Annotated in this window: 22 protein-coding genes; 7 read left to right on the top strand and 15 right to left on the bottom strand. The window is 71.4% G+C overall.

Annotation, left to right across the window (positions count from 1 at the left end; translation table 11 throughout):
• Window positions 1-66: 66 nt before the first annotated feature.
• From MFF40_RS17040 to MFF40_RS17020, 5 genes are all read right to left on the bottom strand, one after another.
• Complete coding sequence (locus MFF40_RS17040) at window positions 67-396, bottom strand: integration host factor subunit alpha (protein ID WP_147898964.1); 330 nt, start codon at window positions 394-396, stop codon at window positions 67-69.
• A gap of 217 nt (window positions 397-613) precedes the next feature.
• A complete protein-coding gene (locus MFF40_RS17035; RefSeq protein ID WP_147898965.1) occupies window positions 614-1,606 on the bottom strand; it encodes a beta-ketoacyl-ACP synthase III in 993 nt (330 codons plus the stop codon).
• 384 nt (window positions 1,607-1,990) lie between these two features.
• Entirely contained in the window at window positions 1,991-3,025 is a 1,035-nt protein-coding gene (gene plsX, locus MFF40_RS17030; RefSeq protein WP_147857119.1) for a phosphate acyltransferase PlsX, read from the bottom strand.
• A 419-nt stretch (window positions 3,026-3,444) separates the two neighbouring features.
• Window positions 3,445-3,960: a YceD family protein gene (locus tag MFF40_RS17025; protein WP_238261464.1), complete on the bottom strand. Its 516-nt coding sequence runs from the start codon at window positions 3,958-3,960 to the stop codon at window positions 3,445-3,447.
• The gene (locus MFF40_RS17020; RefSeq protein ID WP_238261461.1) at window positions 3,957-4,514 is read right to left on the bottom strand and encodes a ubiquinol-cytochrome C chaperone family protein; all 558 of its coding nucleotides are present in this window, start codon (window positions 4,512-4,514) and stop codon (window positions 3,957-3,959) included. The genes MFF40_RS17025 and MFF40_RS17020 overlap by 4 nt, the downstream gene beginning before the upstream one ends.
• Before the next feature lie 569 nt (window positions 4,515-5,083).
• Between MFF40_RS17020 and MFF40_RS17015 the strand changes: the two genes are divergently transcribed.
• Window positions 5,084-5,581 (top strand): outer membrane protein assembly factor BamE, encoded by a 498-nt coding sequence (locus MFF40_RS17015; protein WP_147857231.1) that lies wholly within the window; start codon window positions 5,084-5,086, stop codon window positions 5,579-5,581.
• A 130-nt stretch (window positions 5,582-5,711) separates the two neighbouring features.
• On the opposite strand, the gene MFF40_RS17010 is transcribed toward MFF40_RS17015, so the two are convergent.
• The 6 genes from MFF40_RS17010 to MFF40_RS16985 all read right to left on the bottom strand — a co-directional run bounded on the left by MFF40_RS17010 (window position 5,712) and on the right by MFF40_RS16985 (window position 13,131).
• Window positions 5,712-6,374 carry an HAD hydrolase-like protein gene (locus MFF40_RS17010; RefSeq protein WP_238261459.1) on the bottom strand — a complete coding sequence of 221 codons (663 nt, stop codon included), beginning with the start codon at window positions 6,372-6,374 and terminating at the stop codon, window positions 5,712-5,714.
• A gap of 1 nt (window position 6,375) precedes the next feature.
• Window positions 6,376-8,289 carry a PAS domain S-box protein gene (locus MFF40_RS17005; protein ID WP_147855206.1) on the bottom strand — a complete coding sequence of 638 codons (1,914 nt, stop codon included), beginning with the start codon at window positions 8,287-8,289 and terminating at the stop codon, window positions 6,376-6,378.
• Between the two features lie 181 nt (window positions 8,290-8,470).
• Entirely contained in the window at window positions 8,471-9,562 is a 1,092-nt protein-coding gene (locus MFF40_RS17000; RefSeq protein ID WP_147855207.1) for an alkene reductase, read from the bottom strand.
• Between the two features lie 136 nt (window positions 9,563-9,698).
• The gene (locus MFF40_RS16995; protein WP_238261457.1) at window positions 9,699-10,343 is read right to left on the bottom strand and encodes a DUF6036 family nucleotidyltransferase; all 645 of its coding nucleotides are present in this window, start codon (window positions 10,341-10,343) and stop codon (window positions 9,699-9,701) included.
• Window positions 10,303-10,671, bottom strand: coding sequence for a hypothetical protein (locus tag MFF40_RS16990; RefSeq protein ID WP_147855209.1), 369 nt, complete (start codon window positions 10,669-10,671; stop codon window positions 10,303-10,305). The genes MFF40_RS16995 and MFF40_RS16990 overlap by 41 nt, the downstream gene beginning before the upstream one ends.
• A gap of 315 nt (window positions 10,672-10,986) precedes the next feature.
• Window positions 10,987-13,131 carry a sodium-translocating pyrophosphatase gene (locus MFF40_RS16985; protein WP_147855210.1) on the bottom strand — a complete coding sequence of 715 codons (2,145 nt, stop codon included), beginning with the start codon at window positions 13,129-13,131 and terminating at the stop codon, window positions 10,987-10,989.
• A gap of 502 nt (window positions 13,132-13,633) precedes the next feature.
• Here MFF40_RS16985 and MFF40_RS16980 point away from each other — a divergent pair.
• Complete coding sequence (locus MFF40_RS16980; protein ID WP_147855211.1) at window positions 13,634-14,035, top strand: hypothetical protein; 402 nt, start codon at window positions 13,634-13,636, stop codon at window positions 14,033-14,035.
• Here the strand turns inward: MFF40_RS16980 and thiL are convergent.
• The 4 genes from thiL to MFF40_RS16960 all read right to left on the bottom strand — a co-directional run bounded on the left by thiL (window position 13,955) and on the right by MFF40_RS16960 (window position 16,789).
• On the bottom strand, window positions 13,955-14,950 hold the full coding sequence (thiL, locus tag MFF40_RS16975; protein ID WP_147899201.1) for a thiamine-phosphate kinase: 996 nt from the start codon (window positions 14,948-14,950) through the stop codon (window positions 13,955-13,957). The two genes, MFF40_RS16980 and thiL, sit on opposite strands and share 81 nt — an antisense overlap.
• 3 nt (window positions 14,951-14,953) lie before the next feature.
• Window positions 14,954-15,607: a transcription antitermination factor NusB gene (gene nusB, locus MFF40_RS16970; protein ID WP_283206110.1), complete on the bottom strand. Its 654-nt coding sequence runs from the start codon at window positions 15,605-15,607 to the stop codon at window positions 14,954-14,956.
• Between the two features lie 11 nt (window positions 15,608-15,618).
• Window positions 15,619-16,107, bottom strand: coding sequence for a 6,7-dimethyl-8-ribityllumazine synthase (gene ribH / locus MFF40_RS16965; RefSeq protein ID WP_147898828.1), 489 nt, complete (start codon window positions 16,105-16,107; stop codon window positions 15,619-15,621).
• 112 nt (window positions 16,108-16,219) lie between these two features.
• The gene (locus MFF40_RS16960; protein ID WP_147898829.1) at window positions 16,220-16,789 is read right to left on the bottom strand and encodes a carboxymuconolactone decarboxylase family protein; all 570 of its coding nucleotides are present in this window, start codon (window positions 16,787-16,789) and stop codon (window positions 16,220-16,222) included.
• A 175-nt stretch (window positions 16,790-16,964) separates the two neighbouring features.
• On the opposite strand from MFF40_RS16960, the gene MFF40_RS16955 reads away from it, so the two are divergent.
• The 5 genes from MFF40_RS16955 to MFF40_RS16935 all read left to right on the top strand — a co-directional run bounded on the left by MFF40_RS16955 (window position 16,965) and on the right by MFF40_RS16935 (window position 20,161).
• Window positions 16,965-17,687 (top strand): SDR family NAD(P)-dependent oxidoreductase, encoded by a 723-nt coding sequence (locus MFF40_RS16955; protein WP_058193267.1) that lies wholly within the window; start codon window positions 16,965-16,967, stop codon window positions 17,685-17,687.
• Between the two features lie 31 nt (window positions 17,688-17,718).
• A complete protein-coding gene (locus MFF40_RS16950; RefSeq protein ID WP_147898842.1) occupies window positions 17,719-18,840 on the top strand; it encodes a hypothetical protein in 1,122 nt (373 codons plus the stop codon).
• Entirely contained in the window at window positions 18,837-19,310 is a 474-nt protein-coding gene (locus MFF40_RS16945; RefSeq protein ID WP_147898830.1) for an NUDIX hydrolase, read from the top strand. The genes MFF40_RS16950 and MFF40_RS16945 overlap by 4 nt, the downstream gene beginning before the upstream one ends.
• A complete protein-coding gene (locus tag MFF40_RS16940; RefSeq protein WP_147898831.1) occupies window positions 19,307-19,747 on the top strand; it encodes a TIGR02301 family protein in 441 nt (146 codons plus the stop codon). Before MFF40_RS16945 ends, MFF40_RS16940 begins: the two co-directional genes overlap by 4 nt.
• Before the next feature lie 159 nt (window positions 19,748-19,906).
• Window positions 19,907-20,161 carry a hypothetical protein gene (locus MFF40_RS16935; protein ID WP_007564226.1) on the top strand — a complete coding sequence of 85 codons (255 nt, stop codon included), beginning with the start codon at window positions 19,907-19,909 and terminating at the stop codon, window positions 20,159-20,161.
• The last annotated feature ends 34 nt before the right edge of the window (window positions 20,162-20,195 follow it).

Genomic DNA, 20,195 nt, shown 5'->3' with positions numbered 1-20,195 from the left:
CACTCCCCCGCCGTGAGGGGAGGGAAAGGGCGTCACCCCTGTCGCAGGGGGCCTCCATCCAGGCGCTCAATCGTCCTCGTCGTGCTTGTCCAGCCCGTTGAGCGCCTGGCCGTTGATCTTGGCCTTGAGGACGTTGGAGGGCTTGAACACCATCACCTGGCGGGGTTCGATCGCCACCTCGACGCCGGTCTTGGGGTTGCGGCCGACGCGCTTGCCCTTGCTGCGCACCACGAAGGAGCCGAACGAGGACAGCTTGACCGTCTCGCCCCCCGCCAGGCAGCCGCAGATCTCCGACAGCACGGTCTCGACCAGGGCGGCGGATTCCGTCCGCGACAGGCCCACCTGGTGGTAGACGGCCTCGCTCAAGTCGGCGCGCGTCACCGTCTTGCCTGCCATGCCGTGTCCCCTCGCCTGCTGTTCTCATCCGGCAGCCCACGGGCGCGACGAACTGCGCCGCGCCGTGGGCTGCCGGTGTATCCCTATGATCCGGCACGCTAATCGGCGTCCGCCGCCCGGTCAACCGCGCGGGGCGGATGAATTGGCACGGCGCCGTCCGGCGGATTGCGGCCGCCGGCTTCGGCGCCGGGCGAGGGCCACCTGAGGCCGTGCCGCGTCACCAGCGGATCAGCGCCGCCCCCCAGCTGAAGCCGCCCCCGATCGCCTCGATCATCACGAGGTCGCCGGGCTGGATGCGGCCGTCCCGCCGCGCCACGTCGAGGGCCAGGGGGATCGAGGCGGCCGAGGTGTTGCCGTGGCGGTCCACGGTCAGGACGATCTTCTCCCGGGCGATCCCGAGCTTGTCGGCCGAGGCCTCGATGATCCGGCGGTTGGCCTGGTGCGGCACGAACCAGTCAAGGTCGGCGGCCGTGACGCCGGCCTGCGCGAACGCGTCCGCGATCACGTCGGCGACCTGCCCGACCGCGAACCGGAACACCTCGCGGCCCTCCATGCGCAGGTGCCCGGTGGTCCCGGTGGAGCCCGGCCCGCCATCGACGTAGAGCTTGTCCCGGTGCCGCCCGTCCGAGCGCAGGCTGGCGCAGAGGACGCCGCGCTCGCCCGCATCGGCCCGCGCCTCCAGCACCACCGCCCCGGCGCCGTCGCCGAACAGCACGCAGGTGGTGCGGTCCTCCCAGTCGACGATGCGCGAGAACGTCTCCGCCCCGATCACCAGGGCCCGGCGGGCCGAGCCGGTGGTCAGGAACTTGTCGGCCGTGGAGACCGCGAACACGAAGCCGGCGCAGACCGCCTGCAGGTCGAAGGCTGCGCCCCGATGGATGCCGAGCGCCGCCTGGATCTCGGTGGCGGTGGCCGGGAAGGTGTGGTCCGGCGTCGAGGTCGCGCAGATCACGAGGTCGATGTCGTCGGCGGTGAGGCCGGCATCGTCCAGGGCGGCCTGCGCGGCCCGGGCGCCGAGCACCGCGGTGGTCTCGCTCGCGTCGGCGATGTGGCGCTGGCGGATGCCGGTGCGCTGGACGATCCATTCGTCCGAGGTGTCGACCCGCTCGGTCAGGGCGGCGTTGGTCACGACCTGCGCGGGCAGGCTCGACCCGGTCCCGACCACCACCGAGCGCGGCGCCTGCGGAGACTCTGTGCGGAGGGCTGACATCGCTTTCCTTCCCGGACGCCGCCGGCTTCACACTTCTCAGGTGTGTCGCCCCGAACGTCCGAATCCTATCCGTTTGAACACGCGGAGCCGAGATAGGGATCCGACCTCCGCGGTAAGCGCGCGGACAGCGGGCTGGCCACCCGCGCGATCGCAGGTCGTCCAGGGCCGCCCCGGCCACGTTCGGTGATCGGAGGAGCGACCTCGAGACTCCTGATCACCCTGTCATTCCGGCGCCGCGCAGAGGAACCTGAAATCCAGAGCCGCCGACAGATCAAGGTCTTGCAGCGTCGGCGGTTCTGGGTTCCGGGCTCGCCTGCGGCGCCCCGGAATGACGGGGAGGAGGTTCGAGCGTCGTGGGACACGCCACGGCCAAAGGCAAAAACATCACGCCGGCGCCAGGACCGCCGTCTGGTCGAGCATCTCGCGGATCGTGCGGATCATGTCGTGGCGGGCCATGTCGTGGGCCAGGTCGATCGCGGCGGCGAACCCTTGCGCGTTCTCCGAGCCGTGGCTCTTGATGACGATGCCCTCCAGGCCGAGGAACACGCCGCCGTTGGCACGGCTCGGGTTCATCTTGTCCTTCAGGGCCTTGAACGCCTGCCGGGCGAACAGCGCGCCGATCTTGGCCGAGAGCGTGCGGGTCATGGCCGAGCGCAGGTAGCTGCCGATCTGCTTGGCGGTGCCCTCGGCGGTCTTGAGCGCGATGTTTCCCGTGAAACCTTCCGTCACGACCACGTCGACGGTGCCGCGCCCGAGGTCCGTGCCCTCGACGAAGCCGTGATAGGTGAGCCGCGTGCTCTCCATCTCGCGCAGCAGCCGCGCGGCTTCCTTGACCGCCTCGTTGCCCTTCATCTCCTCGGTGCCGACGTTGAGCAGGCCCACGGTCGGCTTGTCGAGGTCGAACACGATGCGGGCCATGGCCGAGCCCATCACGGCCATCTCGACCAGGTGCTCGGCATCGGTGCCGATGGTGGCGCCGACGTCGAGCACGACGCTCTCGCCGCGCACGGTGGGCCACAGGCACGCGATCGCCGGGCGCTCGATGCCCGACATGGTCTTGAGGCAGATCTTCGACATCGCCATCAGGGCGCCGGTGTTGCCGGCCGACACGCAGGCGTCGGCCTGCCCGTCCCGCACCGCCTGGATCGCCTGCCACATCGAGGACTTGCCCCGGCCCTGGCGCACCGCCTGGCTGGGCTTGTCGTCCATGGCCACGGCCACGGTGGTGTGGCGGATCTCGACGCAGTCCTTCAGCCGCGGTTCCTTGGCGACCAGCGGGGCGATCACCGCCTCGTCGCCGAACAGCAGGAAGGTCATGTCGGGATGGCGCTCGCGGGCCAGGGCGGCGCCGGGCACGACGGTCGAGGGCCCGTGGTCGCCGCCCATGGCGTCGAGCGAGATGCACACGCGTTGGGACATGTCTTTGCGGGTCGCGGTCTCGGCAGGGGGAACGGCGGCGGGAACGGCGGCGGGACGGACGAGGGCCGCCCGCCGGGCGCGCCGGACCATAGCGATACAGGCCCGCCGGGCAAATGAAATCGGGCCGGACGGGTCAGGCAATTGTTTCGGGGCGGGCCGGGCTGGGGCTCTGCGGGGGCTTCTGCTTCTGCGAGCGATCCCGTCCACCCTCCTCATCCTGAGGTACGAGCGCAGCGAGCCTCGAAGGAGATCTCCAGGGATCGCGCGGCCGGCTGGAGGGCTCCTTCGAGGCCTCCGCTGCGCTCCGGCCCCTCAGGATGAGGGGATTGGATTGGAGATTCCTCTTGGTGGAAACCGAACGCCCGATTCGTCCCTCTCGCGCAGCGACCCGACTGCTGACAGCGCCAGGCCGGTCCGCCTCACCCCTCCCCGTCGCGGAGCCGGCGCAACGCGTCGAAGGGGCCGGCATCCTCGCCCGCCACCACGGGCTCGAACGCGATGCCGGGCTTGCGCGGATAGGGATCGAGGCCCAGCGCCAGGAACTCGGCCGTGAGCGCGCCGAAATCGATCCGGCCGCCGACCAGCGGGTCGGGCACCTCGACGTCCTCGGCGTCGGTGCCGGCGAGCTGGTCGGTGTCGGTGTACACGACCTCCACCGGCTCGCGGACCGGGCCCTCGAACGGCTCGAGGCTGACGGTGCAGACCTGCGTCACCACGGCCTCGACCGTGCCGGTCACGGTCATCCGGTTGGTGGAGCCCGAGATGTCGAAACGGCCGACCAGGTCGCGGATGGCGGGGATCTTGAAGTCGGCCGCGAGCGCGTCGCACTCGGCCTGGCTCGCCTCGACGGTGACGGCGCCCCGTCCCTGCGGCAGGCGCTCGACGTTGACCCAGCGCGAAAGCGGCCCGCTCTCCGGGCCCGTACGGTGTCTCATGTCCTGTCTCCGGTCGGGGCCGGCGCGAACGCGTCCGGCTCCGGAAAGGGCGGCCCGGCACCGAGCAGCCCGTCGAGGTCGGCCCCGGCCAGGGCCGCATCGGCCGCCAGCACGTAGGCGGCGAGGCCCGCCGCGTCGCCCTCCCCGCCGAGCACGTTGCGGGCGAGCACCGCCCGCAGGGCCGCGTCGTCGCGGGCGTCGAGCGCGGCATCGTAGCCCGTGGCCCGGCCGTAGAAGGCGGCACCGAGTTTCTTCATCCGCTTGCCGACGCCCATATCGCCGACGCCGAGTTCGCGCAAAGCGGCGTCGAGCTGGGTGAAGACCGCGTTGACCAGGTCCTGCGCCACGTCGGCCGCCGGGGCCGGCAACCGGTTCAGCCGGCGCAGAACCAGGATCACGTGCAGGCACAGGGCCTCGAACCGGCCCTCCACGGTGTCGGGCACCGCGAGCCCCGTGTAGAGGCCCGGCCGGCGCGCCGCCAGGCTGATGGCCGCGTGCAGCCCCTCGACGGCGCGGCGGCGCGCGCCATCGCGCCGGAACAGCGCGGCGATCATGGATGCCTCGCGGGCTTGCAGGATGCCAAGAACAAAGCCGACACGCGCCTCTCCCTCCCCCCTCTAGCCTACGGTCTACACAGGTTTGAAGCACAAGCGTTGTTGCAGGCTGCGCCGCGCCCCCTCTCCCGTGCGGGAGAGGGTTGGGGTGAGGGACCAGGGCCTTCCGGAGAGGTCGTATCCCTCACCCTGTCCCTCTCCCGCACGGGAGAGGGGACCCGCGCCTTCTGCGCCCACGGCATGATCACGGCTACGGTCGAAACCTATGTCGCCCGTAGCCCCTCTGCGCAGCAGGGGGAAAGGGGCAGCGCGACAGCGCAGCTTGTGGGTCCCGTCGCGACGTCTCCGGCCACGGCGCTCCCCTCTCCCGACCCTCGCTGACGCCAGGCCCACCCTCCCCCGCAGGAGGGAGCACGGGTGCGTTGGCGGCCTGCGTGTGGCCAAGCTTGCCTTGTCAAAGCCATATCCCCGCGGTACGGCAACCCACGCCCAAGGCGCAAGCGCCGTCGGAGACATGGACCGGCGGCGGCCTGCGTCGCTCGTCCGTCAACACGCTCTCTGGGGGCCCGATGCGGCGCCGTCTCGTCCAGTCCTTTGCGCGCCTCGCCCTGATCGGCCTCGCGGGCGCCGGCCTCGCCGGCTGCGTCGGCGAAGAGCTCCGCCACGGCTACCAGATCGACCAGGCGGCGCTCGCCACGATCAAGCCCGGCATGGCCCCCGAGCAGGTGCTGCAGATCCTCGGCACGCCGTCGACGGTCTCCACGGTGGGCAACAAGTCCTGGTACTACATCTCGCAGAACACCAGCCGGACGATCATGTTCCTGGGCGAGCAGGTCGAGGACCAGAAGGTCACGGCGGTCTACTTCACCCCCGGCTTCAAGGTGGAGCGGGTAGCGCTCTACGGCCTCCAGGACGGCCGGGTGTTCGACTTCATCGAGCGCACCACGCCGACCAGCGGCGCCGACCGCGCGTTCCTCAGCCAGCTGTTCCGCGGCCTGACCCGCTACGAGCCGTTCGGCTCCGGCAAGGGCACCAGCGTCGTCCCGGGCGCCAACCGCGGCCTGTGATCGACCGGTAGGGGTTTCCAAAGGGCTCTGCCCTTTGGCGGGGTTCGGGGGCGGAGCCCCTCAGCACCCGGAGCGGGGCTCTGCGCTCGACCCGCAAAAGGTCGCGGACCTTTTGAAACCCTGACTTGTCTCAGACCAATTCGCGTCGTCGCACCAGCCGGGCGATGTCCGCCGGCTCGGCGAACAGGTATTCCGGCCGGAGCGCCGCCAGCGCGGCCGCGTCGGTGTAGCCCCAGGCCACCGCGCCGAACGGGCAGCCGAGCGCCCGGGCCGCCTCCAGGTCGCGGACCTCGTCGCCGATGCACAGGGCCCGCTCCGGCGCGACCTTCCGGTGGGCCAGCAGCGCCCGCAGCCGCCGGGCCTTGCCGAACAGCGAGGCGCCGCAGGCATAGGCGTCGATCCGGGCCGCGTTCTCGGGGCCGAGCACCCGGCGGACGGTGTCGGCGCGGTTCGACGACAGGATCGCCAGGGGCACCCCCGCCGCCGCGAGGTCGGCCAGCATCGCCGGCACCTCGGGAAACAGCGCGATCGCACCGGCGTCGCGGGCGGCCAGCGCGTGCATGTGCCGGGCGATGAAGGGCAGCTTCCAGCGCGGGATGCCGAGATGGGCCACGATCGCCCGCGCGCCCTGCAGCCGCAGCGCCTCGACCTCGTGGGCCTCGACCCGGCGGAACCGGTAGCGGTCGGCGACGCCGTTCAGGACCGAGCAGAACCAGCCGAAGCTGTCCGCGAGGGTGCCGTCGAAATCGAGCACCACGAGCGCGGGCCCGGCCCCGCCGGGGCTGCGCGCCATCTCAGTGCCGGAGGTTGGCCAGCGGCATGCTGAGCCGCATCAGCAGCCCGCCCGGCGCCCAATCGTGCTCCAGCACGCCGTCGAGCTGGCCCGCGACGCTGCGCTCGGCCAGCACGGTGCCGAACCCCTTCCGGGAGGGCTTTTGCGTCACCGGAGGGCCGCCGGACTCGGCCCAGGTCAGGGTGTAGCGGGCGCCGTCGCGCAGGCCGCTCAGCGTGACGCCGCCCGCCTTGGTGGAGAGCCCGCCATACTTCATCGCGTTGGTGGCCTGCTCGTGCATGATCAGCGCGAGCGCGGTGGCGGTGCGCTCGCCGATCTCGGCATCGTCCCCGGAGATCGCGACCCGCGCCCGGCCGTCCTCCTCGTAGGCGGCCATGATCAGGCGCATCAGCCCGAGCACGGTCTGGCCCTCGACTTCGGGGGCGCTGTCGGGGGAATGGGGCCGGACGTATTCGTGGGCCCGGGCGAGCGCGCCGAGCCGCTCCCGGAAGGCCGCCGCGAACGGCTTGGCCGCCGGGTCGCTCCGGGCGGTGAGCGCCGCCAGGCCGCCCACCACCGCGAAGATGTTCTTGATCCGGTGGGACAGCTCGCGGATCAGCAGGTCGCGGGCCTCCTCGGCGCGCTTGGCCTCGCGCAGGTCCCGGGTCACGGTGGCGTAGCCGATCTCGGCCCCGGTCGGGTCGCGCACCGGGAAGATGTTGTAGAGCACCGCCACCGGCTCGCCCGTGCCGAAATGCCGGAAGGCCAGTTCGCCCTCCCAGTATCCGGTCCGGCGAACCGCCGGCATCACCGTCCCGGCCAGCACCCGGCGGCTGTCGTCGCCGAAGAAATCCTCCATCCGGTGCCGGCGGGCGGCGGCGAGGTCGGGCAGCCCGACCAGCGCCACGGCGGCCTCGTTGAGATGGGTGACGGCGCCGTCCAGGGTGAAGAGGCCGATGAAGTCCTTGGAGGTCTCCACGATGGCGGCGAGCTTGCGCGCCTCGGCCTCGGCCTGCTTCAGGTCGTCGATGTCGGTGCAGGTCCCGAACCAGCGCTCGATCCGCCCCTCCGCGTCGCGGATCGGCATGGCCCGGCCCAGCGTCCACCGGTAGGCGCCGTCGCGGTGGCGCAGGCGGTACTCGATCTCGTAGGGCTCGCCGGTCTCGAGGGAATGGCGCCAGCGGGTCCAGGCCCGCTCCTGGTCGTCCGGATGGAACACGTCGTTCCAGCCCTCGCCGTCGGTGGAGCCGTACGGCATGCCGGTGAATTCGTACCAGCGGTCGTTGTAGTAGTCGTGGAACCCGTCCGGCAGGGTGGTCCAGACCATCTGGGGCATCGCCGACGTCATCACCCGGAAGCGACGCTCGCTGGCGGCGATCTCGGCCTCCCGGGCGGCGACCTGGGCGTGGGTCCGGCGGTTCTCGAGCAAGGTCGAGATCTGGCGCGCCAGGGCGGTGAGCGTCGCGGCCTGGTCGGCGTCGAGCCCCTCGGGCCGGGGCGTCCGGTCGAGGACGCAGAGCGCCCCGAGCGGGATGCCCTGCGCGCCCCGGATCACCGCCCCCGCGTAGAAGCGGAAGCCCGGCCCGCCGGTTACCAGCGGGTTGTCGATGGTGCGCGGGTCGTCGGCGAGATCCGGGATGATCAGGCAGTCGCCGGCCTCGATCGTGTGGGCGCAGACCGAGCAGTCGATCGGCAGTTCGCGCTGGCCGAGGCCGAATTCCGACTTGAACCATTGCCGCTCGGCGTCGACCAGGCTGACCAGGGCCACCGGCGCCCGGCAGACATGGGCGGCGATGCGGACGAGGTCGTCGTAGAGCGGCTCCGGCTCGGTATCGAGGATGGCGAGGTCGTGCAGTTCCGCCAGCCGGTCCGCTCTGCTCCAGCGCCGGTCGGTCGGTTCGAGATCCGCGCGCGGATTGGGGGGCGGCACATCCATGGTCTCGCGCTCACATAGGCGCGCGACGGGCGGATGCATAGGCGTGGCCGGTGATTAAGGTTTTCACGGCCGCCGTGACGGGCTGTCGGGCGGCCGCCCATTCCGCATGCGATTTCCACAGTGCCGGGGCCCGTCAGTGCCGGGGCCCGTCGCGCAGGCCTCGGCACCGCGTTGAAGCCGATCAGGCGGCGCGGGCTTCGCCGAGCGTCGGGTAGTCGGTGTAGCCCTGCGGCCCCTGGCTGTACCAGGTCGCGGCCTCGTCCTTGGCGAGCGGGGCGCCCTTGGCGATGCGCTCGACCAGGTCCGGGTTGGCGATGAAGGTCCGGCCGAACGCGATCGCGTCGGCCTCGCCCGCATCCAGCACCTTCTGGCCGCTGACCCCGTCGTAATCGGCGTTGAGGATCATCGGGTTGCGGAACACCTTGCGCATCGCCGGGGCGATCGGCGGGTGGTCGGCCTTGCCGAAGGTCCCGTCCGGGCCGGGCTCGCGCATCTCCAGGAAGGCGATGCCGCTGTCGGCGAGCGCCTGGGCGGCGGCCACGAACAGGGGCTCCGGGTTCGAATCGTTGGTGCCCTGGATCGCGCCGTTGGGCGACAGGCGCACTCCGGTGCGCTCCGGCCCGGCGACGCCGGCCACCGCATCGGTCACCTCGCGCAGCAGCCGCACGCGGTTCTCGATCGCGCCGCCGTACGGGTCGGTGCGGTGGTTGCTGCCGTCGCGCAGGAACTCGTCGATCAGGTACCCGTTCGCGGCGTGGATCTGCACCCCGTCGAAGCCGGCCGCCAGGGCGTTGGCGGTGGCGCGCTCGTAGTCGGCGAGCAGTCGCGGGATCTCGGAGACCTCCAGCGCGCGCGGCTCGGCATAGGGCTTCTTTCCGGAATAGGTGTGCGCCTGGTCCGGGGCTACGATGGGCGAGGCCGAGACCGGCTTCTCGCCGCCGAGGAAGTCCGGGTGGACCAGCCGGCCCATATGCCAGATCTGGCAGACGATCTTGCCGCCCCGGTCGTGCACGGCCTTCACGATCGGCCGCCAGGCATCGACCTGCGCGTCGGACCAGATCCCCGGCGCGAACGGCCAGCCCAGCCCTTCTTGAGAGATGCCGGTGGCCTCCGTGAGGATCAGCCCGGCGCCGGCGCGCTGGGCGTAATACTCGGCCATGATCGGGGTCGGCACGTGCTCGCGGGTGGCGCGGCCGCGGGTGAGCGGGGCCATGAAGATCCGGTTCTTCGCCTCGATGGCGCCGATGCGGATCGGGTCGTGCAGGGACGGCATGGATACCTCGTGCTGGTGCGGCGACGCCGCGTCCGAAACTCAAACGCCGAGGTGGCGTCGCGGCGCGGTGATGCCAGGGTGCAGCGCAGCATGGGGGCTCGGTCCGTGCGCGAGCGCACGTCCCAGGGGGGTGGAATCATCCCGGTTTTCTTTGGATTTGGGGGTGTGGTGAGTCGGGATGTGTCGGGCTCGATGCGCATGCGGCGGCGAGCCAGATCAGCCGCCGCATCATCTCATCCTTCGCGGGAGCACGATCGGGCATGCGCACAAGTCGCGCCGTCATCGTGTCGAGCGAGAAGAGTTTCGCTCGGACTCCCGATTTCAGCCACGCCTTGTCCTTGTCGCGCCATGCCACGACCTCGGACAAGGCCAAGTCATCAGGATCTGGGACAACCGCCGTAACCCCGGGGCAGCCGGCACTCTCGTAGAGGACCGTACGGGCTTCCCAATCGGTCGGCATCACAGCCGTTCCCGGCGAAACGCCATCGCAATAGTAGCCGAATTGCCGATGGAAACTGGAGCCTTGGCCGATACTGGCTTCGAGGGCGTCCGAGAGATCTTCCGAATCCGGTACGCCGGGCACGTAGAGGTCCGCTTCGGGCGTCAGCAACATGTCGCCCGGAATATTCCGGCAGCGGACGAGGACAACCGCGGAACCGACGAGCACGAATCGACGGTGGCCTGTCACACCCTCGGCGGCGCGGAGACAATGATCGAGTCGGTCGCGCCGCATCATGCCGTCAGCTTCGCTCTTGGCTTCCCTCCCGGATTTTGCGCCCATGCGTCCGCATCTCCTCGGGCGGGAGCACCACGAAGACCGGCTGGGTGTCGCGCAGGAGATCGCCCTCGGCCGTATCCTCCAAGAGGTGGCGGACTAACTGCCGGACATCTCTGCGGAGGAGATCGGCCCATAGGGTATAGTATTGGGATTGCTGTGGGTCGGTTCGGACGTGCCGTTCCAGATAATCCAGCCCCTGGGCCAACAGACCTGGCTCGTCGACGAGTCGCACGGCGAAACGACATGTCCGCTCGTAGGACCGGCGCTTACTGGAATCGTGGAAATCGACCTTTTTCGGCAACGCGCCGACGAAGCGTTCTCCATCGGTCATGAGCCTCACTCCGAAGCTTGTCCGTACGCCTCACGGCGAAGTCCCACCTTAGAAAATCACAATGCCGATCGAGGTCAAGCTGCCTCGGGACTCGCCGGGAACGACTTGCCGAGGGTCTCCCGTCCCCACCCTCATCCTGAAATGCGCACGCGCAGCGGGCGGCTCAGGATGGGGCAAGGGTTTGGGATGGGCGCTGAGGCATTATCGCTGCCCCACCGTCATTGCGAGCGCAGCGAGGCAACCCAGGGACACGCGACCTTCACGGGTGGCGCGCTGAGCGCCGAGTCCGGCGCGGACCCGCGCCGGACCCGCCCCTCAATAATGCGCCAGCACCGCCAGCAGCAGCAGGGCGATGATGTTGGTGATCTTGATCGCCGGGTTCACCGCGGGGCCGGCCGTGTCCTTGTAGGGGTCGCCGACCGTGTCGCCGGTCACCGCGGCCTTGTGGGCGTCGGAGCCCTTGCCGCCGTGGTGGCCGTCCTCGATGTACTTCTTGGCGTTGTCCCAGGCGCCGCCGCCCGAGGTCATCGAGATCGCCACGTACAGGCCGGTGAGGATCACGCCGAGCAGGCTCGCGCCCACCGTGGCGAAGGCCTGGCTCTTGCCCGCGATCGCCTGGATCACGAAGAAGATCACGATCGGCGAGAGCACCGGCAGCAGCGACGGGACGATCATCTCCTTGATCGCCGCCCGGGTCAGCATGTCGACCGCCCGGCCGTAATCCGGCCGGTCGGTGCCCTGCATGATCCCGGGCTTCTCCCGGAACTGGCGCCGGACCTCCTCGACCACCGCGGCCGCCGCCCGGCCGACCGCCGTCATGGCGATGCCGGCGAACAGGAACGGGACCAGGCCGCCGAGCAGCAGCCCGACCACCACGTACGGGTTGGACAGGGAGAAATCGACGCTGACACCCTGGAAGAACCGGTACTGCGTCGGGCTGGCATTTGCGATGAAGTAGTTCAGGTCGGACGTGTAGGCGGCAAACAGAACCAGGGCGCCGAGGCCGGCCGAGCCGATCGCGTAGCCCTTGGTCACCGCCTTGGTGGTGTTGCCGACGGCGTCGAGCGCGTCCGTGGACTTGCGCACGTCCGGCGGCAGGCCGGCCATCTCGGCGATGCCGCCGGCATTGTCGGTGACCGGCCCGAACGCATCGAGCGCCACGATGAAGCCGGCCAGCGCCAGCATCGCGGTGACCGCGATGGCGATGCCGAACAGGCCGGCCAGCGCGTGGGTGCTGATGATGCCGGCCACGATCACGAGGGCCGGCAGCGCGGTGGATTCGAGCGAGATCGCCAGGCCCTGGATCACGTTGGTGCCGTGGCCGGTGACCGAGGCGTCGGCGATCGACTTCACCGGGCGGAAGTTGGTGCCGGTGTAGTATTCGGTGATCACCACGATCAGCGCCGTGATGGCGAGTCCGATCACCGCGCAGCCGAACAGGCCGCCCGACGTGAAGGTCACCCCGGTCGAGGTGGTGAAGGCGGTCGAGAAGCCGCCCAGCAGGGCCAGGTTGACGATCGCGATCGCCACCACGGAGAGCACGCCCGCGGTGATCAGGCCCTTGTACAGGGCCCCCATGATCGACTGGTTGGCGGACAGCCGCACCGCGTAGGTGCCGGCGATCGAGGTGACGATGCAGGCCGCCCCGATGGCCAGCGGATAGAGCATCATCGGCTCGAGCACCGCCCGGCCGCTGCCGGTGGGGCCGGAGAAGAAGATCGCGGCCAGCACCATGGTGGCCACGATGGTCACCGCGTAGGTCTCGAACAGGTCGGCCGCCATGCCGGCGCAGTCGCCGACGTTGTCGCCGACGTTGTCGGCGATGGTGGCCGGGTTGCGGGGGTCGTCCTCCGGGATCCCGGCCTCGACCTTGCCGACGAGGTCGCCGCCGACGTCGGCGCCCTTGGTGAAGATGCCGCCGCCGAGCCGGGCGAAGATCGAGATCAGCGAGGCGCCGAAGCCGAGCGCCACCAGCGCGTCGATCACCTCGCGGCTCGACGGGTCGAGCCCGGCGCCGCGGGTGAGGTAGAGGTAGTAGAGGGCCACCCCCAGGAGCGCGAGGCCGGCGACCAGCATGCCGGTCACCGCGCCGGACTTGAACGCCATGTCGAGGCCTGCCCCCAGCGAGGCCGAGGAGGCCTGGGCGGTGCGGACGTTGGCCCGCACCGAGACGTTCATGCCGATGAAGCCCGCCGCCCCCGACAGGACCGCGCCGATCAGGAAGCCCACCGCCACCTTGATCCCGAGGAACACCGCCAGCAGCACGAACAGCACCAATCCGACCACGCCGATGGTGAGGTATTGCCGCTTCAGGTAGGCCTGCGCGCCCTCCGCGATGGCGGCGGCGATCTCCTGCATGCGCTGGGTGCCGGCGTCCCGCCGCATCACGTCGAGGATCGTGACGATGCCGTAGGCGACGGCACAGAGCCCGCCCACGATGATCAAAGCCAAGGGGATCATGCTCTACCGTCCTTGTTCTTATCGTGCCTGGCGGGGGCTTGTGATCGGTGTCGCGCTTGGCCATCGCAGGACGACCATGGGACGTGTGCGCGAATCAGGGCATTCCTTCCCAGTCGGTAAGTCTTAGCGCGTCCACCGCCGAAGTGGAGACCGGTTCGGCGACAGTGAGCCGTCTCAGCAAAGGATAAGAATCGGCCCGAGCATGGCGTGATCGGGCGGAGTCTAGTTGCCAAACTTCGCCGGTGAGCGCAAACGCCGCGTTTCCCGGCATGGGCACTGCATCATGTCGATGCTGCACTGCGCCATTCCAGGATACGGACCCAGACCGCGAAGGCTCTTCGCAGCGAAGCGGCGTCCGCGGTGTCGGTTCGTCGAAGTCTGGACCGATCCGACTGCCTCCGCGCCGCCCGACCGCCGAATTCTTCGCAGCTAAGGCGGGCCCTTAACCCACGGTTAACCATACGGATCTCTACTTCCGGTTGTATAACGGATGGGGCTGGACATGAGCAGCGACCAGGTCGCCAAGCTGGCGGCGACGATCGAGGTGTTGACCGGGGCCGTGCACTTCTTGATCGCCGAGCGGGTCTCGGCCCAGCCCGAGGCGGTCCAGGGCGACCTCCTGCACATCCTGCAGCGCGCCTTCTCGACGCCGCCCCGCCCGGAGGAGGCGCTCACCGGCCGCGCCGCGCTGACGAGCGGCGACCTGGCCCTGTGGATGCCGATCGTGGCGGCCGGGATGATGGACGAGGTCCGCCGCCAGATCGGGCGCCAGCCCGAGGGGGTGACCCACATCGTGCTGGGCCGGACCAGCCCGGGCCCCGCCTCAGAAGTGGCTGAACGACCCAGCCGCGAACACGCGCGCAGCGCCATCGCCCATTTCGAAGCGGGGCGGGCCGTCGCCTGAGGTGACGGTCCCGATGGCGGTGAGCGGGACCCCGGCTTCCGTCGCCTCGGCCCGGAGCGCGTCGAGCTTCTCGGGAGCTGCGGTGCAGAGAATTTCGTAATCGTCGCCGCCGGTTAGGACCGGGTCGATCAGGTCCGGATCCGCCGCGCAGGCCCGGGCCGCGGCCTCCGACAGCGGCACGGATCCCACCGCGATCCGGGCGCTGCGGCCGGCGCCCAGCATCTTGGCGAGGTCGCCGGCGAGCCCGTCCGACACGTCCATCGCGGCCGAGGCGTGGCGGCGGATCGCGTTTGCCAGGGCGATGCGCGGGCGCGGATGCAGGTACCGGTCGGCCAGCACCGCCAGCAGCGCCGGGTCGAGGGCGGCCGCCCAGGCGGCGTCCGGTTCCAGGCGCAGCCGCAGGCCGAGCGCCGCGTCGCCGATCGTGCCGCTGACGCAGATCCGGTCGCCGACCCGGGCGGTGCCGCGCCGGACGATGCCGCCGCTCGGAACCTCGCCGAACGCCGTCACCCCGATCAAGGCCGGCCCGCCGGAACGCACCGTGTCGCCGCCGAGCAGCGGGCAGCCGGCCTCGGCCGCCGCCGCCCCGAGCCCCCCGGAAAAGCCGGCGAGCCACGCCTCCGTCCAGTCGTCCGGGAGCGCCAGGGTCAGCAGGAAGCCGCGCGGCACCGCCCCCTTGGCCGCGATGTCGGACAGGTTCACCCCGAGCGCCTTGCGGGCGATCGAGGCCGGCGAATCGTCGGGGAAATAGTGGATCCCGGCCACCACCGCGTCGGCGGTGACGACGAGGTCATGCCCGGGGGTGGGCGTCAGGGTCGCGGCATCGTCCCGGAGCCCGTCCGCTCCCGGCCCGGCCAGTGGGGCGAAGTAGCGGGCGATCAGCCCCTCCTCGGAGGCCCGGCCCGGTCCGGACACGGCTCAGGCCTTCTTGGCGGGCGGCTTTCCGGAGCCCGGCTTGCCGCCCCCCTTGTTGCTCCCGCCCTTGTTGCTCCCGCCCTTGTTGCTCCCGCCCTTGTTGCTCCCGCCCTTGGGCGCGCTCATCTCACCCGGCCGGACCTCTCGGGCGACCCGGTCGAGCACGGCGTTGACGAGGCCGGGCTCGTCGGCGGTGTAGAAGCTGTGGGCCACGTCGACATACTCGGAGATCGCCGCGGGCGCCGGCACGTCGGGCCGGAACAGCAGCTCGTAGGCGCCCGCCCGCAGGATCGCCCGCAGCACGATCTCGATGCGCCGGAGCGGCCAGCCCTGGGCCAAAGCCTGGTCGAGCTTCTGGTCGATCGCCCGCTGTTCCTCGACCGTGCCGCGCAGCAGGTCGCGGAAGAAGGCGGTCTCGGCCTTGGGATGCACGATCCCATCGACTTCCTGGCCGATCCAGAAGGCCTCGAACTCGGCCAGCGCATCGAGGACGCCCTTGCCGGAGATGTCCATCTCGTAGAGCGCCTGCACCACGGAAAGGCGCGCGCCGCTGCGCGGGCTGATCGCCCGGGCGGTCTCATGGGCGGTCTCGTGGACCTCGCCTTCGGGGGCAGCCTGGGCGGTGTCGTCCGGCCTGGTTTCGGTCGTCCCGGTCATGTCGGTTCTCGTTATCGCGGGCGCGCCGCCTCGGCCGCGCGCTTGAGGGCGAGCACCCCGAGCGCCGCCTCGGCCGCGCCGCCGCCCTTGTTCATCTCGGCGACCCGGGCCCGTTCCAGCGCCTGCGCCTCGGTCTCGACCGTGAGGATGCCGTTGCCGAGCGGCAGCCGGCGCTGGACCGAGAGGTCCATGAGGGCGCGGGCGCTCTCGCCGGCCACGATGTCGTAATGCCCGGTCGCGCCGCGGATCACGCAGCCGAGCGCCACCACGGCGTCGTAGTCGTCCGCCAGGATCGCCACCGCGGCGGGGATCTCCAGGGCACCCGGCACCGTGACCACGGTGGCGTGCGCGGCGAACGCGTCGATCACCGCGAGGGCGCCGGCCAGCAGCTCGTCGGCGAGCGCCTCGTAGTAGCGCGCCTCGACGACGAGGATGCGGGCGCCGGCAAGGGCCGGATCCGCGGGCATCGGCGCCGTGGCGGCGCGGTTATGGGCGACCATGGCTGCGTCCGGTCGATATTTCGGGGGTTGGCGAGGGCGCCGCGCATCGGGCGCCCTCCGGATAGAGGGACGGTTAGACCGAAGCGGCCGGCGCGACAAGCACCGCGGGGCGCTACCGCACCAGCGGCGGCAGCGGCGGCGCGCCCGCTTCCGGGAGCGCCGTGCGGGCCACGTTCATGGTCATGGCCAGCAGCGCGTAGTAGCCGTTGATTCCCGTGAGATCGATCGCGCCCTGCTCGCCGAAGCGCGCCACCACGGACGCGTAGGTGGCATCGCTGACCGCACGGTTGTGCTGCAGCTCGGTCGAGAAGGCGTAGGCCAGCGCCTCGTCGTCGCTCATGGCCTCGGGGCGGCGGCCCTCCGCCAGGGCCTGCGCGGTCTCCGGTGCGACCCCGGCCTTGAGCGCGATCGGATGGTGGATCTGCCACTCGACCTGCTGGCTCCACAGCCGGGCGACGATCAGGATCACGAACTCGCTGATCCGCAGCGGCAGGGCGCTGCCGTAGCGCAGGTACAGCCCCATGCGACTGGCGCATAGCATCAGTTCGGGACTGCGCAGCAGCGGCACGAATGGCCCGAAGACCGGGACCCCGCGCTCGGCCTGGAACGCCTCGGCGGCTGCGGCCTGCGCCTCCGAGAACTGGTCGGCGGGGATCTCCGGCAAGCGATCCGTACCCGTCATGGCTTCCTGCCCTCACTGCACCGTGCGCGCGGCACGCGCTCTGGATTTCCGGCCCCCGGGAGCCTAGACCATTCAGGCTCACCGGCCCGACGAGCGCCCGGGCCGGACGCGATCCGAACACACGCCAGCGAGGCTTACGGCTTTGGCCCTCCCCGTCAACGAACGCCGGCGCATCATGCTGCTCACGGGCGCGAGCCGGGGCATCGGACACGCCACCGTCAAGCGCTTCTCGGCGGCCGGCTGGCGGGTGATCACCTGCTCGCGCCACGCATTCCCCGAGAACTGCCCCTGGGAGATGGGCCCCGAGGACCACCTCCAGGTCGATCTGGCGGACGCCCAGGACACGATGCGCGCCATCGAGGAGGTCCGGGGCCGGCTCGACGCCGAGGGCGGCGTGCTGCACGCGCTCGTCAACAATGCCGGCATCTCGCCGAAGGGCCCCGCGGGCGAGCGCCTGGGCGCGCTGGCCACGGAGTTCGACGGGTGGCAGCGGGTGTTCCAGGTCAACGTCTTCGCCACGATCCTGCTGGCCCGCGGCCTGCGCGACGAACTCGCCCGGGCCCGGGGCTCGATCGTCAACGTGACTTCGATCGCGGGCTCCCGGGTCCATCCGTTCGCGGGCGCCGCCTACGGCACCTCCAAGGCGGCGCTTGCGGGCCTGACCCGCGAGATGGCCGCCGATTTCGGGCCTCTCGGGGTGCGGGTCAACGCGATCTCGCCGGGCGAGATCGACACCTCGATCCTGTCGCCCGGCACGGAGAAGCTCGTCGAGCAGATCCCGCAGCGGCGGCTCGGCACCCCCGACGAGGTCGCCAAGGCGATCTACTTCCTGTGCACCGACGCCTCGTCCTACGTGAACGGGGCCGAGCTGCACATCAACGGCGGCCAGCACGTTTGACCCGCCGCTCCCGGCGGCGGACATGACCGCCATGCGCCCTTTCCCGCCCCTGCGACGCCGGATCGTCGCGGCCCTCACGGGCCTGGTCCTGTGCGCGGCACCGCTCGCCGGCGCCCGCGCCGAGGCCCCCGGTATCCGGATCCTGGACCTGCCGTTCAAGGTGCGGGCGCTGCGGGGGCCGCGCAGCGAGGTCGCGATCTCGGTGGCGACCTCCGGCCTTCTGCCGATCGCCGGCGCGAAGGCGAGCCAGCCGGCCGGCGACGAGGAGAGCGCCCCGATCGCCGTGGTCTGGGGTGACGACGGCGGTGCCGTGCTCGGCCTCGCGGACGGCGCCGTCACGGTGCGGCCGATCGGCCGCGAGGCGGTCGAGGGGCTGACCGCCGCTGAGACGCCGCGGGGCGCCCTTCCGGGTTCGCGCCGGGTCCTGGCCGGACCCCTGAGCGCCTACCTGACCGGCCGTACCCGGGCCGCCGACGGCGGCGAGGCCGCCGCCGTCCTGACGATCCGCGAACGCCAGCCGATGGCCGTCAGCACCGATCCGAAGCCCGTCCCGGTCGCCACCGTCACGGTGCCGGCGGGGGGCGACGCGGTTTTCGCGCCGCTCCGGCCGCGCCTGCTGCGCCTCGCCGGCCGCCCGGCCCTCCTGGCCGCGACCCTCTCGGGACCGGATTCGGGCGGCCTGGTGCTGATCGGCCGCCCCGACGGTGCTGCGGCCTGGAGCGTCACGGCCCGCACGCCGACGCAGGCCGGCCCGCCTCTGAAGATCGCTGGTATCGCGGATTTCGCGGGTTCGGGCGCCGTGCAGGCGGCCACCGTCAGCGCACGGGGCCTGCTGCAGCTCTGGACCCTGCAGGCGGACCGGATCGAGGCCGCCGGCGAGGCCCCGGGCTACGCGGCGGGCGAGGGCGACGCCGACCTCGCCGTCACGGCCCCGGCCGCAGGTCCACCCGAGCTCGCGGTGCCGGTGGCCGGACGGTCGGAGATCGCCCTGGTTCAGGCCAAGGGTCCGCTGCACGAGCGCCTGCGCATCCCGCTGCCGGCACCCGCCACGATCGGCATCGTGGCACTCGGCGAAGGTGCGGCGACGCGGCTGGTGGTCGGCCTCACCGACGGGCGGATCGCAATCGTCGCCCCCGACGGGGGCAAGCCGTGAGCGCGGGCGAGGCCGATGGCGGCGGGCGCCTATTCCCGACCCGGCCCTTCGTGGGCGCGTCGATCGCGGTGATCCGCGGCGATCGCGTCCTGCTGGCGGCCCGGGCCAACGAGCCGATGCGCGGGGTCTGGACCCTGCCGGGTGGCCTGGTCGAGGCCGGCGAGGCCCTGGCGGAGGCGGCCCTGCGCGAATTATCCGAGGAGGTCGGCCTCACGGCCGAGGTGGTCGGCGTGCTCTCACCCACCGAGATCATCGTCCGGGACGAGGCCGGCCGCGCCCGGCACCACTACGTCGTCCATCCGCACGCCGCCCTGTGGTGCGGCGGCGAGCCCGTGGCGGGTCCGGAGGCCCTCGGGGTCCGGTGGGCGACACTCGGCGAGATCGCCGGGCTGGCGACGACGCCGGGCCTGATCGGGACCCTGCAGGAGGCGTTCGCCCGGGTCGGTGACAGAGGTGAGGCGCGCCCGTGAGGCTTCCGGTCATCCTCTGCCTCGTCCTGGCGCTCGCGGGGCCGGCCCTGGCGCAACAGCGTGGCAGCCGCGCGGCGCCGGCCAAGGACGCGCCCAAGGAGACGTCCAAGGAAACGTCCCCGTCGGCGGACGTGCCCGCCCCCTATGACCGCGACCTCATGCGGATGTCCGAGATCATCGGGGCGCTGGCCTTCCTGCGCGGCCTCTGCGCGGCGCCCGACGCCGGGGAATGGCCGGCCCGCATGAAGGCGCTGATCGAGTCCGAGGGCGTGACCCCGGCTCGGCGCGACCGATTGGCGGGCGCCTACAATCGCGGCTATCGCGGCTACGCGCTGACCTACCGGGTCTGCACCCCGGCCGCGCACGAGGCGGCTGCCCGCTACGTGACGGAGGGCGACAGGCTGTCGCACGCCCTGGCTGGGCGATTCGGCGGGTGATGCAGAGGCAACACACGCGGCACGCATCCCCCGAAAGGATCAACTTCGAGCGTCCGCGTTAACCGATCTGAAATTCTCGGCTGGCCGAGCCGCGGGGAGCCACCTATCATTCGTTGGTCCGCCGGGTCCCGTGCCCGGCGCAACGGAAGTATCGGGTCCATGCAGCACATCTCTCAGACCGCCCCCATCGAGGTCGATGTCGAGGAGAAGCGCGTCGCGCTGAGTTACGTCTCGGAAGCGTTCGCGGAAGGCTGCCTCGACGGGCTCGACGGCGACTGCATGGCTCAGGCCGCCCTGTTCGCGGCCTTCCAGGAACTTGTGATGACCTACGGCGAGGAAGCCACCGCCCGCTACGCCGAGGGCTTTCCCGAGCGCATCCGTGGGGGTGCCTTCACCACGACCCTCCAGCATTGAGGAGGCGGTCGCGGACCCCGGACGGTTGAGGCAC

Origin of the sequence: Methylobacterium mesophilicum (assembly GCF_022179445.1) — a bacterium.
Classification (GTDB): Bacteria; Pseudomonadota; Alphaproteobacteria; order Rhizobiales; family Beijerinckiaceae; genus Methylobacterium; species Methylobacterium mesophilicum.
This window is presented reverse-complemented; position numbering and strand designations above follow the sequence as displayed.